The sequence below is a fragment of the Pseudomonas sp. AC229 genome, from assembly GCF_979254655.1.
In genome coordinates this window covers 64,896-83,843 of sequence record NZ_CEEDHK010000001.1, presented here as the reverse complement: position 1 = coordinate 83,843, position 18,948 = coordinate 64,896, and the positions used below count along the sequence as shown (strand labels likewise).

The 18,948-nt window shown below is 62.2% G+C and carries 4 protein-coding genes; 3 read left to right on the top strand and 1 reads right to left on the bottom strand.

All coding sequences use genetic code 11. The features are described from left to right. Window positions 1-99 precede the first annotated feature (99 nt). On the bottom strand, window positions 100-12,924 hold the full coding sequence (locus AC0IW7_RS00290; protein ID WP_471815319.1) for a retention module-containing protein: 12,825 nt from the start codon (window positions 12,922-12,924) through the stop codon (window positions 100-102). A 369-nt stretch (window positions 12,925-13,293) separates the two neighbouring features. Here AC0IW7_RS00290 and AC0IW7_RS00285 point away from each other — a divergent pair, with 369 nt between their 5' ends. The 3 genes from AC0IW7_RS00285 (at window position 13,294) to AC0IW7_RS00275 (ending at window position 18,493) form a co-directional block, all read left to right on the top strand. After that, complete coding sequence (locus AC0IW7_RS00285) at window positions 13,294-14,646, top strand: TolC family outer membrane protein (RefSeq protein ID WP_471815318.1); 1,353 nt, start codon at window positions 13,294-13,296, stop codon at window positions 14,644-14,646. A gap of 351 nt (window positions 14,647-14,997) precedes the next feature. Next, window positions 14,998-17,151, top strand: a complete 2,154-nt coding sequence (locus AC0IW7_RS00280) for a type I secretion system permease/ATPase (protein WP_471815317.1) — start codon at window positions 14,998-15,000, stop codon at window positions 17,149-17,151. Next, window positions 17,141-18,493 (top strand): HlyD family type I secretion periplasmic adaptor subunit, encoded by a 1,353-nt coding sequence (locus AC0IW7_RS00275; protein ID WP_471815316.1) that lies wholly within the window; start codon window positions 17,141-17,143, stop codon window positions 18,491-18,493. Before AC0IW7_RS00280 ends, AC0IW7_RS00275 begins: the two co-directional genes overlap by 11 nt. The last annotated feature ends 455 nt before the right edge of the window (window positions 18,494-18,948 follow it).

The window sequence follows — 18,948 nt, the reverse complement described above, 5'->3', positions numbered from 1 at the left end:
CTGCCAGTAGTGTGTAGCGCCTGCAACGCTTTCTTGCCAGGCAAAAAAACGGCGCGAACTCCACACTGCTAGAGAACGCGCCGTTTAGTCCCGCCCTAATTAATGGTGGTCGGTTTTCACCACCGGATCGGTACCTGCCACCAACGACTTGATGATGTCGGCCGAGCTTGAACCGTAGTTGTTCAAGTCCACACCTTGCAGGGTAATGCTCACATCCGAACCCTGATCGATATGGCCGCTGGTGCTGACCTGAATGGTCGACGTCGCAGTGTCCACTTTCAGGTAGCTCAGCACGTTGGTGTCGGTGATATCCGGCAGCAAGTCGCTGAGGTTGATGCGGTCGCCTTCGCTGGCGTTGAAGTCGGTGATGGTCGATTTACCGACATCGCCGGCCTGCCAGGTGAAGGTGTCTGCATTGGCACCGCCAGTAAGGATATTGTTGCCGCTGCCGCCGTACAGGATGTCGTCGCCGGCACCGCCGATAAGCAAGTCGTTACCGGCGCCGCCAAACAGCGAGTCGTTGCCGTTGCCGCCTTCCAGACGATCGTTGCCGGCCAGGCCGTGCAAGGTGTCGTTGCCGTCACCGCCACGCAGCAGATCAGCCGCTGTCGAGCCGGTGAGGGTGTCGGCGCCCGCCGTGCCGGTGGCCAGCACCGACGTGCCGTTGGCCAGTGTCAGCGCCTGGTAGGTGGTGCTCACATCGCCATTGGCGGCGGTGTTGGTGCCGGTGAAGATCAGCGTGCCCGAGTCGGTGCCGGTGTGGCCGAGGGTCAGGTTGCTGGTGGTCCAGTTGCTCAGGTCGATCAGCGAGTCAACGCCGGTCGAGGTCGCGGTGTGGCCGTTACCGTCGCTGATGATCATGCCGGCTTCCAGGCCGCTCACTTTCAGCACGCTGGCGTTGTCGGTCACGCTCAGGCTCAGGGTGCTTTCGTTAGTGGTGGTGGCGTTGGCAATCGCGGTGCCCTGGTAGCCGTTTTCCACGTGGTGGATGGCAGCCACTTGGTCAGCGCTCAACACGCCGCTGTAAATGCGCAGGTCGTCCAACGCGCCCTTGAAGTAGCTCGTGTCGTTGGCATCTTTACCGTTGCCGGTGAAAGCATTGGTCGCGCCAATTTCCAGCAACTGATTCAGCGCGCCGGTGAAGGCGGCGTCGACCGGGCTGCCGGTGGCTTCCAGTTTGCCGTCCACATACACGTTCACCAGGCCCGTGGAGGAGTCGCGAGAGATGGCCACGTTGTGCCACTGGCTGTCGTTAACCGAGGTGGTGCTGTACACGCCGTCGACGTTGCCCAGACCGAAACCGATTTTGCCGGCGGCGTTGATGGCGCCCCACTGAATGTCGTTGCCGCCACTCACTTGTTCGCTGCCGATAATGCTCGGGTTGCTCCACGCGCTGCCGGCGCCGTTGGCGTTGCCTGCCTGGGCGGTATTGATCCAGAACGTCAGCGTGGCGGTGCCCATCAGCGCTGCCGTTACCGAGGTGCTGACATCGATGTGGTCACCGGTGTCGCTGCCCGAGTTGAACACCAGATTCTTGCCGGCGCCCTCGGCGCGGCTGGTGGAACTCAGCTGCGGCAGGTCGACGGTTTTATTGCTGTCGGCATCGGCCAGCGTGCCGGTCTGTTTGGTGATCTCGTTGGTGACAACCGAGCCGCTGCTGGTGGTCGAATCGAAAGTCCAGTAACCCTTTGGCGTCACGCTGACGGTTGGAATAGCCGCATCGCTGACCGAGTTGACCATCAGGCTGACGGTCGAGGTTTCGGTCACGCCGCCGGACGTCACGGTGTAGGTGAAATTCGACTGGCCGTGGTAATCGGCAGTCGGGGTAAACAGCAACTGGCCGTTAACCAATTTCACCGAACCGTGGTCCACCGTCACCGAGCCATTGTTGGCAATGCTGGTGCCGTTGATGGCGCTGATGGTGGCGGTGTTGCTGAAGTTGTCGTTGCCCAGCACGTTGAGGGTGATGGCGGTGTCTTCGTCTGTCACACCCGTGTCGGCCTTGATATCGGCCACCGGTTTAACGGTGAGCACAGCGCTGTCGGCAGTGGCCACGGTGCCATCGCTGACGGTGTAGCTGAACTTGACCTCGCCGTTCCAGTCTTTGGTCGGCGTGAATGTCCAGGTGCCATCAGCATTGACGACCAGCGTGCCTTCGCCGGAGGTTTTGCTCAGGCCCACCACGGTTAGCGCGTTGCCGTCCGGGTCGGTGGCATTGCCCAGCAGTTGCGCCGAGGTAATGGTGATGGAAGTGTCTTCGTCGCCACTCAGGGCGACCGGCGTTACTGCCACCACTGGCGCATCGTTTACCGGCGTCACGTACATCGTTACGGTGGCGCTGGCGGTGCCGCCTTTGCCGTCGCTAACGCTGTACTGGAAGGTCGCTTCGCCGTTGTAGTTGGCTTCCGGGGTGAAGGTGATCACGCCGTTGTTCAACGCAACGGTGCCGTGGGTGGCGTTCTGCACGCTGGTCAGCGTGAGGGCGTTGCCGTCCACGTCGGAATCGTTCTTCAGCAAGGTGCTGGCGTTGATGGTCAACGCGGTGTCTTCGGCTGTCACCAAGGAGCCGGTGTTGCCGCTGGCGCCGAGCACGGTGTAAGCGGTGTCGGCAGCGCCGGCTGCTTTCACTTCCACTTTCAGCGCGGCGTTGCCGCCTTGGTCCCAATAAACGATCTCGATCTGGTGCGCGCCGCCGGTGGGAATCGTGAAGTTGGCAGTGGTGGAAGCAGCACTGCGGTTGCCGTCGAACTTGACCACGTCCTGACCATCGATACGCAGGATAAACCCGTCGTCCGAGGTCACTTTGAAGGTGTAGTTGCCGGCCGCCAGGCTGATCTGGCCGCTGAGCTTGATGATCGCGTCGCTGGTGTTACCCGGGTCGGTCGACAGGCTGGCCTTGTCATTGCCCAGGAACGTTTGCAGGTTGGTGCCTTCACCCAGGTTGGTGCTGACGCCGCCGTAGTTCAGGTTGGTGGAAACAAAGGTGGCATCCGGGGTTTTGCCGGCGATCAGCGACTCGACCTGAGAAATGGTCGCCAGGTTGGCGCCGTTGCCCTGTGCATAACCGTAGTACTGGCCCGTCAGGCCCAGCACATAGGTGTCAGCCACGGCCACTGGCGCATCGTTGGTGCCGGTGACGTTGACGTTGATCACCTGCGTGGTGGTGCCGCCCAAGCCGTCGGACACGGTCGCCGTAAAGGTTTCCGTGCCGGTGCTGCCCGCGCCCAAGGCTTGGGTGGCTGGCTTGCTGTTGTCCAGGGTGTAAGTCCACACGCCGGCGCTGCTCATGGTCAGCGAACCGTAAGTGCCGGTGCCGTTGGCCACGCTCCAGGTGGTGCTTGAACCGTGGTCCGCATCGCTGGCCGTAAGAGTGCCGGTGGCCGACGGGGTGCCCGCCGTGGCAGCGCCCGCAGGCGTCAGGCCGGCCTCGACCACAGTGCCGGTCGCGGCGCTGGCGGCGGAGGTAACCACCGGTGCATCGTTAGTGCCGTTAACGGTAACGGTGATGACTTGCACCTTGCTGCCGCCCTGGCCGTCGGACACGGTGGCGTTGAAGGTTTCGGTACGGCTCTCGCCTACCGCCAACGCTTGGGTGGCCGGCTTGCTGTTATCCAGGGTGTACGTCCAGGCGCCAGCGGCGCTCAGGGTCAGCGAACCGTAGGTGCCAGTGCCGGTGCCGCTGGCCAGGCTCCAGCTGGTGCTGGAATCGTGGTCCACGTCGGTGGCCGTCAGGGTGCCGCTGGCCGTGGCGGTGCCAGCAGTGGCAGCACCGGCCGGGGTCAGACCGGCTTCGGTGACGGTACCGGCTGCGGCGGCAGCGTTCGAGGTGATAACCGGTGCGTCGTTGGTGCCGGTGACGGTGATTACGGCGGTTTGCGCCACCACCGCGCCTTTGTCATCGACCACGTTGTAAGTGACGGTCAGCGTCTGCTGCTCGCCGGCTTTCAAGGCCTGGAACGCGGCATTGCTTGGGTCCACGGTCAGCACGCTGCCCACGCGGGAAACGCCTGCCGGCAAGGTGCCGACGTTGGCCACGCTGAGGCTGGAACCGCTGTCCACATCGCTGGCGCCGGCCAGCAGGTTGACGGTGAAGCTGGCACCGTCTTCCACGCCCGAGGCGGTGACTGCGCCGCTGACTACAGGCGAATCGTTGGTGCCGGTGACGTTAACGGTGATTACCTGAGTCGCCGTGCCGCCCTGGCCGTCGGAGACGAGGGCCGTAAACGTTTCTTTGCCAACCTGACCTTCTGCCAGCGCTTGGGTCGCGGCCTTGGCATTGTCCAGGCTGTACGTCCACACGCCGGCGGCGGTGAGTGCCAGCGTACCGAAGCTGCCGGCGCCGCCGTTTGGCAGGCTCCAGGTGGTGCTGGAATTGTTGTCGACATCGCTTGCGGTCAGCGTGCCAGTGGCCGACGGCGTGCCTGCTACCACAGCGCCCGGATCGGTATTGCCGGCTTCCACTACGGTGCCGGTGGCGGCAGCGGCGGAAGAGGTGACTACTGGCGCATCGTTGGTGCCGGTGATGGTGATGACGGCGGTTTGTGCTGTCTTGGCGCCAAACTGATCGGTCACGCTGTAATTGATCGTCAGCACTTTCGACTCGCCCACCGCCAACGACTGGAAGCTGCTGTCGGATGGGTTAACGGTAAGGGTCGAGCCCGAACGGGTGACGCCCGCCGGCAAGGTGCCGACATCGGTCACGCTCAGCGCAGCACCGTTATCAACATCGCTGGCATTGGTCAGCAGGTTGACGTTGAAGCTGGCACTGTCTTCAGCGCCCGTCGCGGTCACAGTGCCGCTAACGGTTGGCGCGTCGTTGGTGCCGGTCACGGTGATGGTCGCGGTTTGTGGGGTAACGGCGCCTTTGTCGTCTTCGACGTTGTAGGTCACGGTGATGACCTTGGTTTCGCCCTGCGCCAACGACTGGAAGCTGGCGTTGCTCGGGTTCACGGTCAAGGTGCTGCCCGACAGGCTCACACCGGCCGGCAAGGCGCTGACGCCGCTGACTTTCAGCAGGGCGCCGGCATCCACATCGCTGGCACCGCTGAGCAGGTTAACGACGATAGCGGCGCCATCCTCGGCGACCGCCGCTGTCAGTGCAGCAGCCACGACTGGCGAATCGTTGGTGCCGGTGACATCAACCGTAATGACTTGGGTAGCGGTGCCGCCCTGGCCATCGGACACGGTCGCGGTAAAGGTTTCTTTACCGGTCTGGCCTTCGGCCAACGCCTGGGTCGCAGCCTTGGCGTTATCCAGCGTGTAAGTCCATACGCCCGCCGCTGTGATTGCCAGAGTGCCGTAGTTGCCGGCGCCGTTGGCGACAGTCCAGGTAGTGACCGAACCCTGATCCACATCACTGGCAGTCAGCGTGCCGGTCACGCTCGGCGTACCCGCCACGGTGGCGCCAGCATCGGTATTGCCGGCTTCCACCGCAGTGCCGGTCGCAGCGGCCGGGGAGGAGGTGACCACTGGCGCGTCGTTAACCGGCGTAACGCCGATGTTGATCACGCTATCAACCGTGCCGCCTTTACCGTCGGAAACGGTCACGGTGAAGGTGTCAGCGCCGTTGTAATTGCTGGCTGGCGAATAAGTGAACTTACCGTCTGTACCCACCAGCACCGTGCCGTTGGCCGGACCGGTTTTCAGGGTGTAGCTGAGCGTGTCGCCATCGGCATCGCTGCCGGTTACGGCGCCGGTCAGCGGCGTGTCTTCAGCGGTGGTCAGCGATTGGTTGGCAGTAGTCGGGGCGTCGTTTACCGGCGTTACACCGATGCTGATCACGCTATCAACAGTGCCGCCTTTTCCGTCGGAAACAGCGACGGTGAAGGTGTCGGAACCGTTGTAGTTACTGTTCGGCGTGTAGGTGAACGTGCCGTCGGCGTTAAGCGTTACGGTGCCGTTGGCTGCCGGGGTTTTCACGTTGTAGCTGAGGCTGTCGCCGTCTACATCAGTGCCGGTTACAGCGCCGTTCAGCGGGGTGTCTTCGGCGGTGGTAAGCGTTTGGTTGGCAGTAGTCGGTGCATCGTTTACCGGCGTGACGCCGATGCTGATCACGCTATCAACCGTGCCGCCTTTTCCGTCGGCAACGGTGACAGTGAAGCTGTCGGAACCGTTGTAGTTGCTGTTCGGCGTGTAGGTGAAAGTGCCGTCGGCGTTAAGCGTTACGTTGCCGTTGGCCGCCGGCGTTTTCACGGTGTAGCTGAGGCTGTCGCCGTCTACATCAGTTCCGGTCACGGTGCCGTTCAGCGGGGTGTCTTCGGCGGTGGTAAGCGATTGGTTGGCAGTAGTCGGTGCGTCGTTTACCGGCGTTACGCCGATGCTGATCACGCTATCAACAGTGCCGCCTTTGCCGTCGGAAACGGTGACGGTGAAGCTGTCGGAACCGTTGTAGTTGCTATTCGGCGTGTAGGTGAACGTGCCGTCGGCATTCAGCGCGACGTTGCCGTTAGCTGCCGGAGTTTTCACGGTGTAGCTGAGGGTGTCGCCGTCGACATCAGTACCGGTCACGGCGCCGGTCAGCGGCGTGTCTTCAACGGTGGTCAGCGATTGGTTGGCGCTGGTCGGCGCGTCGTTTACCGGCGTAACGCCGACGCTGATCACGCTATCAACAGCGCCGCCTTTGCCGTCGGAAACGGTGACGGTGAAGGTGTCGGAACCGTTGTAGTTGCTGTTCGGCGTATAGGTGAACGTGCCGTCGGCATTCAGCGCGACGTTGCCGTTGGCGGCCGGGGTTTTCACGGTGTAGCTGAGGCTGTCGCCGTCTACATCAGTGCCGGTTACGGCGCCGTTCAGCGGGGTGTCTTCCGCGGTCGTCAGGGTTTGGTTAGCGCTGGTCGGTGCATCGTTTACCGGCGTTACGCCGATGCTGATCACGCTATCAACGGTGCCGCCTTTTCCGTCGGAAACAGTGACGGTGAAGGTGTCGGAACCGTTGTAGTTGCTGTTCGGCGTGTAGGTGAACGTGCCGTCGGCATTTAGCGCGACGTTGCCATTAGCGGCCGGCGTTTTCACGTTGTAGCTGAGGGTGTCGCCATCGGCATCGCTGGCGGTCACGGCGCCGGTCAGCGGGGTGTCTTCGGCCGTGGTCAGCGATTGGTTGGCGCTGGTCGGCGCATCGTTTACCGGCGTAACGCCGACGCTGATCACGCTATCAACAGTGCCGCCTTTTCCGTCGGAAACAGCGACGGTGAAGGTGTCGGAACCGTTGTAGTTACTGTTCGGCGTGTAGGTGAACGTGCCGTCGGCGTTAAGCGTTACGGTGCCGTTGGCTGCCGGGGTTTTCACGTTGTAGCTGAGGCTGTCGCCGTCTACATCAGTGCCGGTTACAGCGCCGTTCAGCGGGGTGTCTTCAGCGGTGGTCAGGGTTTGGTTAGCAGCAGTCGGTGCATCATTTACCGGCGTTACGCCGATGCTGATCACACTATCAACAGTGCCGCCTTTTCCGTCGGAAACAGTGACGGTGAAGCTGTCGCCGCCGTTGTAGTTGCTGTTCGGCGTATAGGTAAACGTGCCGTCGGCATTCAGCGCGACGTTGCCGTTAGCGGCCGGGGTTTTCACGGTGTAGCTGAGGGTGTCGCCGTCGACATCAGTACCGGTGACGGTGCCGTTCAGCGGAGTGTCTTCGGCAGTGGTCAGCGATTGGTTGGCGCTGGTCGGCGCATCGTTCACCGGCGTTACGCCGATGCTGATCACGCTATCAACCGTGCCGCCTTTGCCGTCGGCAATGGTGACGGTGAAGCTGTCGCCGCCGTTGTAGTTGCTGTTCGGCGTGTAGGTGAAAGTGCCGTCGGCATTAAGCGCGACGTTGCCGTTAGCGGCCGGCGTTTTCACGTTGTAGCTGAGGCTGTCGCCGTCTACATCAGTGCCAGTTACGGCGCCGGTCAGCGGGGTGTCTTCGGCGGTGGTCAGCGATTGGTTGGCGCTAGTCGGCGCATCGTTCACCGGCGTAACGCCGATGCTGATCACGCTATCAACCGTGCCGCCTTTTCCGTCGGAAACAGTGACGGTGAAGCTGTCGGAGCCGTTGTAGTTGCCGTTCGGCGTGTAGGTGAACGTGCCGTCGGCATTCAGCGCGACGTTGCCGTTAGCGGCCGGAGTTTTCACGGTGTAGCTGAGGGTGTCGCCGTCTACATCAGTGCCGGTCACAGCGCCGTTCAGCGGGGTGTCTTCGGCGGTGGTCAGCGACTGGTTGGCGCTGGTCGGCGCGTCGTTTACCGGCGTGACGCCGATGCTGATCACGCTATCAACCGTGCCGCCTTTGCCGTCGGAAACGGTGACGGTGAAGGTGTCGGAGCCGTTGTAGTTGCTATTCGGCGTATAGGTGAACGTGCCGTCGGCATTCAGCGCGACGTTGCCATTAGCAGCCGGAGTTTTCACGGTGTAGCTGAGGCTGTCGCCATCGGCATCGCTGCCGGTTACGGCGCCGGTCAACGGGGTGTCTTCGGCGGTGGTCAGTGTTTGGTTGCCAACAATCGGCGCGTCGTTATCGGGCGTTACACCAATGCTGATGATGCTGGTGGTGGTGCCGCCTTTGCCGTCGCTGACCAGGGCCTGGAAGCTGTCCGGGCCGGTGTAGTCCTTCGCGGGCGTGTAGGTGAAGCTGCCGTTGGTGTTGAGCGTCAGGGTGCCGTGAGCCGGAGCGGTGACCAAGCTGTAGGTCAGCGTGTCGCCGTCAACATCACTGCCGGTTACGGTGCCGGTCAGTGGGGTGTCTTCTTCGGTGGTCAGGCTTTGGTTGGTGGCGGTCGGTGCGTCGTTTTCCGGGCGCACGGTAACCGTCAGCGGCAGGGTCGTGGTGGCGCTGCCGCCAGTCGCTTCGGTGGACGTGGCGCTAACGTGCAGCACGATGGTGCCGTTGAAGTTCGCCGGCGGCGTGAGCGTCAGGCTGCCTTTGGCCCAGCCGGTGATGTCCACCGGGCTGCCGGTGCTGGTCACGGTGTTGCCGTTGCCGTCGCTGAGTACCGAGCCGGCCGGCGCGTCGTCGATGGTGATTTTGCTGATGCTTTCCGAACCGTCGGTGTCGGTCACCGCAGCAGTAATGCTCGACAAGCGAATGGCGTGATCTTCCAGGCCAACATTGACCTGCTGACCGAGGCTGATGTTGTCGAGCAGGCCGCCGACCGAGTTGCTGTCGGTGGCGCGGAATTCCAGGGTGTAGTTGCCAGCGGTGTCGGCTGGCAGGGTGAAGCTGTAATTGGTCAGCCCGGCGGTGGTGCCGCTCAGGGTGCCGACTTTTACGCCGCCCCAGAACACGTCGATGCTGGAGTTTGCTTCGGAACCGCTGCGTGGCGAGTACTGCAGTTGCACCACGAAGGTGTCGCCGGCTTGCGCGGCCACGGTGGTGTTCAGGTTGCTGGCATCGCCTGGGTTGCGTTCCAGTTCAATGACCTGGTTGCTGCCGCTGCCGCCGTTGATGTAAGTGCCTTCGCTACCGACTTCCACAGCGTTGCCGCTGTTATCGGTGTGCCATTGGCCGCCGCCCAGCGAGCCCTCGGAAACGCTGTTGCTGAAACCGCCGCTCAGGTTGATTTCCTGGAAGTCGGTGGACGCCAGTTGGCTGCCGGCACCGAAGGTCAGGGTAGGCGCATCGGCCACTGGCGTGACGTTGATGGCGGCGCTGCCAGTGGTGGAGCTGGCGCCATTGTTGTCGATGGCTTTGAAGTCGAAGGTGGTGCTGCCGCCCCAGTTGGCGGTGGGCACGAAATACACCGGGCCGCTGACCACTTGGCCAACGCTGATGGCTTGCGTGCCGGCTGCATCGGAATACAGGGTGCCGTGGTCCGGGAGCGATTCAATCGAGTAGCTGGTGACGGTGCCGTCGACGTCGCTGCCGGCCAGGGTGACGGCAATCGGCGCTGCCGAATCTTCATTGCCGCTGGCGACCACGGTGCTGCTGGCAACCGGTGCGTCGTTGGTGCCGTTGATGGTCACGGTCACGGTGGTCGGCGTGCCATCGGCACTGACTACGGTGAAGGTGTCGCTGACGCTCTGGCCGACGTTCAGGTTGTTGTAGGCCGAGTTGGCCTGGTAGGTCCACGCGCCGTTGGCGTTGACGCTAAAGGTGCCGTAGGTGCCAGCGGTGTTGGTTTGCGCGGCGAAGGTGGCCGGGCTGTCGATGTCGCTAATGCTCAGCGTGCCGCCGGTGGTGATGGCGGCATCGGTTTCGGCCACGGCCACGTTCGCCGGGGTGAGCACGGCAGCATCGTTGACCGGGTTGACGTTCACGGTCACGGTCGCGGTTTCAGTCACGCCGCCCGAGGTCACGGTGTAGGTGAAGGTGTCGGTGCCGTTGTAGTTGGCGGCTGGTGTGTACACCAGCGTGCCGTCGGCGTTGAAGGTCACGCTGCCATGGGCGCCCTGGGTTACCGAAGTCACGGCACGGCCGGCGTTTTCGAAATTGTCGGCAGTGCCGCCGCCCACGCCGGTAATGGCGTTGAAGGTGAGCACGTTGTCTTCGTTGACGCTGACGGTATCCGGGCGGATGTCGGCCACGGCATCAACGCGAATGGCGACGTTGCTGTTGGTGGTCAGGCTGCCGTCGGTGCTGCTGATTTTCAGGTTGTCGACGCCGTTGTAGTCGGCGGTCGGCTTGTAGTTCAGGCCTTGCAAGGCGGCGTTGATGGCCGCCGAGCTGCCGCTGAGCACCAGGCTGCCGGTGCCATTGCCGGTCACGGTCACGCCGCCGGCCACTGGGCCGAGCGTCAGGGTGCCGTGGTCGACATTCAAGGTGGTGGTGAGGTTGGCGCTGTCGATGTCGCCAGTGGCGATGCTGTTGCCACGCAGCACTGAGAACACTTTGCTGGTGTCTTCGCTGGTCACTTGCACGCTGCTCGGCGCGGTAATGAATGGCGCGTCGTTGACCAGCGTGACGTTGATATTTAGCGTGGCGGTGCTGGTGGCAGTGCCGTCGCTCAAGGTGTAAGTGACGGTCGGCACCGGGCCGTTGTAGTTGGCAACCGGGGTAAAGGTGAAATCACCGTTGGCGCTGATGGTCAGCTTGCCGACGATCGTGTTCAGGGTGTCGCCGGCGTTGGCGCTGAAGGTAAACGGGCCAACCGAATAGCTGAACTTGGTTACCGACAGCACGGCGCCTGCGTCCACGTCGCTGTCGTTGCTGATCACGTTGCCGGTGATCACGGTGTCTTCGCTGCCCGACTTCACATCGGCCACGGCTACCGGTGCATCGTTGCGGCCGTCGATGGTGATGGTGGCCGTCGTTGGCGTAACGCCGCCGTTGCTGTCGATGACGTCGTAGGTGTAGTTCAGCACCACCTGCTGGCCGGCAGCCAAATAGGTGTAGGCGTTCGGGTTGACGCTCAGGGTGCCGTCTGCATTCAGCGATACGCCGGCAGTGTTGCCGCCGCTGGTTTCCTGCAGATTGGCCACGCTGAGGCTGTCGCTCAGGTCTACGTCGCTGGCGTTTTGCAGCAGGTTAACGGTGAGCGGGGCAGCGTCTTCGTTGGTCGCGGCACTCACAGCAGCACTGACCACTGGGGCGTCGTTAACGCCGTCGATGGTGATAGTGGCGCTGGCCGGGGTAACGCCGCCGTTCTGGTCGACCACGTTATAGGTGTAGGTGAGGGTGACGCTCTCGCCGGCGGCCAGGTAGTTGTAGGCGCCGGGGGTCACGCTCAGGGTGCCGTTGGCATTGATGGTGACGCCTGAAGCATCGCCTGCGCCGGACTGGGCAACATTGGTCACGCTGACCACATCGCCCTTGTCGACATCGCTGGCGTTGGCCAGCAGGTCGACCGTCAGGCCGCCGGCGTCTTCGTTGGTGGTGACGGTGACATCGCCGCTCACCACCGGGGCATCGTTTACGCCGGTGATGGTCAGGGTCAGCACGTTGTTGCTGGTCAGGCCGCCGCTGTCGGTGACGGTGAACGGCACGTTAAGGGTCAGCTGCTCGCCGGCCGCCAGGTTCTGGTACGCCGCGTTACTCGGGTCGATGGACCAGGTGCCGTTGCCGTTCAGGGTGAAACCGGCTGGCGCGGTGGCGCCGGCTTGCAGGGTGAAGGTTTGGGTGTCGCCGGTATCGACGTCGCTGGCGGTCAGTTGGCCAGAGACGATGGCGCCGTCTTCTGTGGCGCTGCCGTTGGCGGCATCGGCAACCGGTGCATCGTTAACCGGCGTGACGCCGATGTTCACGGTCAGGGTGTCGCTGGCGCCACGGCCATCGGTCACCACCACCTGAAAACTGTCGGGGCCGTTGTAGTTGGCCACCGGGGTGTACACCCAGACGCCTTGCGGGCTCAGCGTCAAAGAACCGTTCGCCGGGCCGGTGCCCACCAGGGTGTACGTCAATGCGTCGCCGTTGTTATCAACAGCGGTGAAGGCGCCGTTAAAGGCCACGTCTTCGTCGGTAGTGACATTAATTGTCGAACTTGCATCATTTCCGTCGGCAGTGACGAAACGCGGCGCCACGTTTTGCTCGGCGCCGAACGCTTGCTGCTGAACAACCCCATCACCGTCCGTCGTGTTGCTGAAATTGATACCGATCTCAGGCTGCACTTCGCCTGCGGTTTCGCTCAGCAGTACGAAGCTGCGGCCACCACCGGCTGCACCACCGGCCGCGCCACCCGCGCCAGGGCCGGCAGCGGTAGCCGGGAGGTCTTGAGTCGGGTCGGCGCCGGCGACGATGGCGCGCTGCACATCCACCACTTCGGCGCGGGCCTCGGCGGCGCTTTGGGCCGTCGCTTCGGTGATGGGGCTCGCGGCATCGGCGCTGCTCCACTGCGTGTCGCGGCCCAGGTCGAGCATGCGGCCGTCGGCCAACTCCAGTGTGACCATGCCGCCGGCACCGGTATCCAAGGTGTCGCCTACATACAAACGGTCGCCTTCAACCAGCACGCGATGAGCGCCCTCGGCGGATGTCGCGATGACTTGGCCAACAATGCTTTTAACGATGGCGACGACGGTGCTCATGTGAAGACTCTCCCTGGAAACTCAGGTAAACGGCAGTGCAAAGGGGTGGTTTGGGTCAAGCGGCCGAACGAATAGCAGCGAATAAGGCAAGGATCTTGCCAGTACAAATAGTCTTAAAATTGGCGTCAGTAACTTGGCGTAAATGTCGATTTGTTCATCTTTTTGCCAAACTATTGACCAATTTTGCGACATCCTAAACAATCCATTCCGTAATGTCACTTTGATAGTAGTGTGGAATCGGACGGTTGGAATTGAGAAGCCGGTCTCACTTATTTTTTGGCATCAAAACCAGTAAAACATCTGCCGCTGTCGTGCCCATCACAAGCCTGTAGTTGGCGTCCGTAGTAGGTTTCAGGGGAAATACTCACCATGCGTTTTGGTCTTTTTGCGTTGCTGCCGCTTGCGGTAAGTGCCAGCTTTTCTGTGTCCGCTCAGTCGCTTCAGGAGGCCATGCAGCAAGCGGTCACCGAGCACCCTGAGGTTCACGCGGCAGTTAACCGGCGCCTGGCCGCTGACTCCGGCTTGCGTGCTGCCCAAGGCGGCTACCTGCCCAAAGTGGATGTGCTGGCCGGTTATGGCCGCGAAGGCACCGACAATCCCTCCAGCCGCGCCGAGGCTGGCAGCAACGATTGGAATACCCTGAACCGCGGTGAATCGACCGTGCGCTTGAGCCAAATGCTGTTCGACGGTTTCGCCACCTCCAGCGAAATCGGCCGCAACAAAGCCACCGTCAACTCTCGCGCTTACGCCTTGCTCAACACCTCCGAGCGCACGGCGCTGAGCGTTGCCCAGGTGTACCTGGAGATGCTCACCCGTCAGGAACTGGTGCGCTTGGCCCAAGACAACCTCACCAGCCACGAACGCATTCACGACCAGATTCGCCTGCGCACCGACCGTGGCGTAGGGCGTCTGGCCGACCTCAACCAGGCCGAAGCGCGCCTGGCCCAGGCCCGCAACAACCTGATCACCGAGCAGACCAACCTGGTCGATGCGCAAACCAACTTCTACAGCGCCGTGGGCGCCGACCCGGTTGACCTGCAACAGCCCGCCACCGGCGTGCAACTGCCGGAAACCCTGGCGCAGGCGCGTCAGCAACTGATCGAAAACAGCCCCGTGCTGCGCTCGGCCGAAGCGGATATCGCGGCCGCTGAAGAGCAATACAACGCTGCCAAATCCACCTACTACCCACGTTTCGACGCCGAGTTGGGCCGCTCCGCCAACAACGACATCGACGGCCAGGACGGTCACTACAACGAATGGGAAGCCATGGTGCGCATGCGCTACAACCTCTACAGCGGCGGCAGCGACAAGGCCACCCTGGAAGCGCGCTCCTACCAGGCCGGTGAGGCGCTGGACATCCGCAACAACGCCCTGCGCCAGCTCAACGAAGAACTGGGCCTGGCCTGGAACGCCCTGAGCAACGCCCGCGCCCAGCTGCCGATCGCACAGAAATACGTCGACGAAACCAGCGAAGTGCGCAACGCCTACCAGAAACAATTTGGTCTGGGCGAACGCACCCTGCTGGACTTGCTCGACAGCGAAAACGAGCTGTTCAGCGCCCAGCGCCGTCTGGCCGAAATCAAACTGGCCGAGCAATACACCCAGTACCGCCTGCAAGCCACCCTCGGCACCTTGCTGAAAAGCCAAGGCGTTGTGGCGCCGATGGAGACGGTGGTGCAGAACGACGTGAAGCCGAAGATTGCGTTGCCGGGGTTGAATTAAGGGCTGGAACAAAAGCGATCTGCGCCTGGGTGGGGATCGCGTTCGTGTTGGATGTCCATGCCATAGCCGAAATTCTGGATTCCGAATCGTCGGACCGCCGCCTGCGCGGGAATGACGGAGTGAGATAAGAATTCACCGTCATTCCCGCGCAGGCGGGAATCCAGAGTCTTGAAGGGGAATGGCCATACCTCGGCCACCCGCGTTTACCTTCCAGATATCTCGCACCTCGCCCCCTCGCCGACAACCAGCTAAAGTCCAGGCACCCTTGTTGCATTGCCCTACGTCGTCATCCGACGTTGCCGATACAACTGGCTCAAGTACACCCCACTTTCAGCGTCAAGAGTGTTTAGCGTGGAATCAGACGTTCGCCCCACCCAGCCTCACCATGATCCCCGTGCTCAGCATGACGACCCTTTGCTCGACAGCCTCTTGTCGCTGTGCGCGCTGCATCAGAAACCGGTCAGCCGCGCCATGCTCACCACCGGTTTGCCGCTGCCGGCCCAGCGCCTGAGCGCCGATTTGTTGCCGCGCGCCGCTGCCCGTGCCGGGCTGCAAGGCCGTTTATTGCAACGCAAACTGGCGCAAATTCCTGCAATGGCATTGCCGGCCATGCTGCTGCTCAAAGATGGCCGCAGCGCCATTCTGGTGGCCATCGACGCCACCTACGCACGCCTGCTGCTGAGCGAAAGCGACGGCGGCGAAGTGCAAGTGGCCGTGGAAAAACTGCAGGCCGACTACAGCGGCCAAGTGTTCTTCGCCCAGCCGCAACACAAATTCGACGCGGACAACGGCTCGCTTATTCCGCGCACCTCGTCGTGGTTTCGCGACACCCTCAAACGCTCGCGCTGGCTGTATGCCGACGCCATCGCCGCCAGCCTGCTGATCAACGTCATCTCGCTCGGCGCGCCGCTGTTCGTGATGAACGTGTACGACCGCGTAGTGCCCAACCAGGCCGCCGCCACCTTGTGGGTGCTGGCTATCGGCATCAGTGGCGCCTACCTGTTCGACATCCTGCTGAAAAGCCTGCGCGGGCTGTGCCTGGACCTGGCCGGCAAGAAAACCGACCTGATCATTTCCGCCACGCTATTCGAACGCATCGTCGGCATGTCGATGAAATACCGCCCCAAGCGCGTCGGCAGCTTTGCCCAGAACATTCATGAATTTCAGACCCTGCGCGACTTCCTCGCCTCGCTGACCCTTACCAGCCTGATCGACCTGCCTTTTACCTTGCTGGTGCTGCTGGTGATTGCGCTGCTGGGCGGGCATCTGGTTTGGATTCCGGTGATGGCCTTCCCGCTGGCCTTGCTCATCAGTTGGGCGCTGCAAAAGCCGCTGACCGAAACTATCGAGCGCAGCATGGCGCTGTCCGCTGAGCGGCAATCCAGCCTGATCGAAACCCTCGCCGGCCTCGACGCGGTGAAGGTCAACAACGCCGAAAGCGAACGCCAATACCAGTGGGAGCAAACCATCGGCACCCTCAGCCGTCTGGAGCTGAAGGCGCGCATGCTGTCGAACCTGGCGATGAACTCGACCATGCTGATTCAGCAATTGGCCGGGGTGATCATGATTATTTTCGGCGTGTACCAAATCATCGACGGCAACCTCAGCATGGGCGGCCTGATCGCCTGCTACATGCTCAGCGGCCGCGCGCTGGGCCCGTTGTCGCAACTCTCCGGTCTGCTCAGCCGTTATCAGCAAGCCAAGGTCACCATGGCCTCGGTCGACCAGATGATGGACCTGCCGCAAGAGCGCCAGGCCGACGACCGCCCGCTCACCCGTCAGCGCGTGCAAGGCGCCATCGAACTGCGTCAGCTCAACTTCAACTACCCGCAGCAGCAAAACACCGCGCTGATCAACATGAACCTGGTGATTCGTCCGGGCGAGAAGGTCGGCATCATCGGGCGCAGCGGCTCGGGCAAAAGCTCGCTGGCCAAGCTGATCGTCGGCCTGCACCAGGCCGACTCCGGCAGCCTGCTGATCGACGGTGTCGACATGCGTCAGCTCGACATCAGCGAACTGCGGCACAACATCGGCTACGTGCCACAAGACATCCACCTGTTCAGCGGCACGCTGCGTGACAACCTGGTCAGTGGCGCCCGCTACGTGGAAGACGAGCTGGTGCTGCAAGCGGCCGAACTGGCCGGCGTGCATGAATTTGCCCGCCTGCACCCGCAAGGTTACGAACTGCAAGTAGGCGAGCGCGGCCATCAGCTGTCCGGCGGCCAGCGCCAGAACGTCGCCCTGGCCCGCGCACTGCTGCTAGATCCGCCGATTCTGCTGCTCGACGAACCCACCAGCGGCATGGACAACACCGGCGAAGTGCACCTCAAACAACGCCTGCAAGCGATGATCGCCAACAAGACCGTGCTGCTGATTACCCACCGTTCTTCCATGCTGGATCTGGTGGATCGCCTGCTGATTATCGACAAAGGCCAGATCATTGCCGACGGGCCAAAAGGTGCTGTTATGGACGCTCTGAAGAAGGGGCAAATCAGTGTCGCTTAAAAGCCTCGCCCGTTACTTCAAAGGCCGTGACTCGCTCGAAGGTGAGCCGCTGCCGGAACTCAGCAAAGCCCTGGTGGAAGATGCGCCGCGCGTGGTGCGGCTGACCATTTGGGGTCTGATCGCGTTCTTCGTATTTATGTTCGGCTGGGCGCATTTCGCCCAGATCGATGAAGTGACGCGTGGCGACGGCAAAGCCATTCCGTCGTCAAAAATTCAGAAGATCCAGAATCTGGAAGGCGGCATCGTTGCCGAGCTGTTTGTGCACGAAGGGCAGATCGTCAAAGTCGGCGACCCGCTGGTGCGCCTCGACGACACCCGCTTTGTTTCCAACGTCGGCGAAACCGAAGCCGAGCGCCTCGGCTGGCAACTGCGCGTCGACCGTCTGGTGGCGGAAACCGAAGGCAAGCCCTTGGTCATCAACCCGGAAATCAGCAGCAAAGTGCCAAGCCAGGCCGCCAGTGAACTGGCCTTGTACCAAAGCCGCCAACAGCAACTCAGCGACGAAGTGGCTGGCCTGCAGCAGCAGCTGGTGCAGAAGCAACAGGAACTGCGCGAGTTTCAATCCAAGCAGGAGCAATACCGCAACAGCCTGACCCTGCTGCGCCAGGAAATCGCCATGTCCGAGCCGCTGGTGGCCCAGGGCGCGATTTCGCAAGTGGAAGTGCTGCGCCTCAAACGCGCCGAAGTGGAAAACCGTGGGCAGATGGACGCCACCAGCCTGGCCATTCCCCGCGCAAAATCGGCCATCACCGAAGCCGAGCGCAAAATCGACGAAACCCGCGGCAAATTCCGCAGCGACGCGCTTACCCAACTTAACGAAGCGCGCACCGAACTGTCGAAATCGCAAGCCACCGGCCGGGCCCTGGAAGACCGTGTAAACCGCACCCTGGTGACCTCGCCGGTGCGCGGCATCGTCAAGAGTTTGCTGGTCAACACCATCGGCGGCGTGATCCAGCCGGGCAGCGACTTGGCCGAAGTGGTGCCGCTGGACGACACCCTTTTGGTAGAAGCGCGCATTCGTCCGCAAGACATCGCCTTCCTGCATCCCGGCCAGGAAGCGGTAGTGAAATTTACCGCCTACGACTACACGATTTACGGTGGCCTGAAAGCCAAACTCGAACAGATCGGCGCCGACACGGTGACCGACGAAGACGGCAAAACCACGTACTACCTGATCAAACTGCGCACCGACAAAAGCCACCTCGGCACGGAGGAAAAACCCCTGCTGATTATTCCCGGCATGGTCGCGTCGGTGGACATCATCACCGGTAAGAAGAGCATCTTGAGCTATTTGCTGAAGCCGATTTTGCGCGCCAAGGCTGAGGCGTTGCGGGAGCGGTGAGGGTTGTGCCATAGGCGAAGCCCAGCGCTGCGAGGTGTGGTGGTATTCATTACCGAGTGTGCTGAGGGTTTTTGTTTCGTGCCTTACGCGCGAGCTCTCTACCGCGCTCGTTATCAGATCCTCCGTCATCCTCGCGAACGCGGGGATCCAGTATTTCAAGCCGTACACGGTGGATCGGCGAAGGTATTCGTTTGCGCGTGTGCTGGACGTTTTTGTTTCGCGCCTTACGCGCGAGTCACTTTTGTCATTGCCACAAAAGTAACCAAAAGGTCTAGCCCCTACCTTGGCCCTCCGCTGCGCTGCGGGTTCCCTCCTTCCGTCGCCGCTCCGGGGGCGCGGCGCAACGGGCCATCCATGGCCCGATGCGCCTCTCGCGGCTCCCGGCCGCTCAACCCCCTACGCGTCGACTCCACTCGGCCTGCGATAAACGGTGCGGGGTAAATCACAAGCCAGAT

Bases quoted from the DNA above. Each gene is read 5' to 3' on its own strand.
- AC0IW7_RS00285 (WP_471815318.1), top strand. From the start codon at position 13,294: ATGCGTTTTGGTCTTTTTGCGTTGCTGCCGCTTGCGGTAAGTGCCAGC.
- AC0IW7_RS00290 (WP_471815319.1), bottom strand. From the start codon at position 12,924: ATGAGCACCGTCGTCGCCATCGTTAAAAGCATTGTTGGCCAAGTCATC.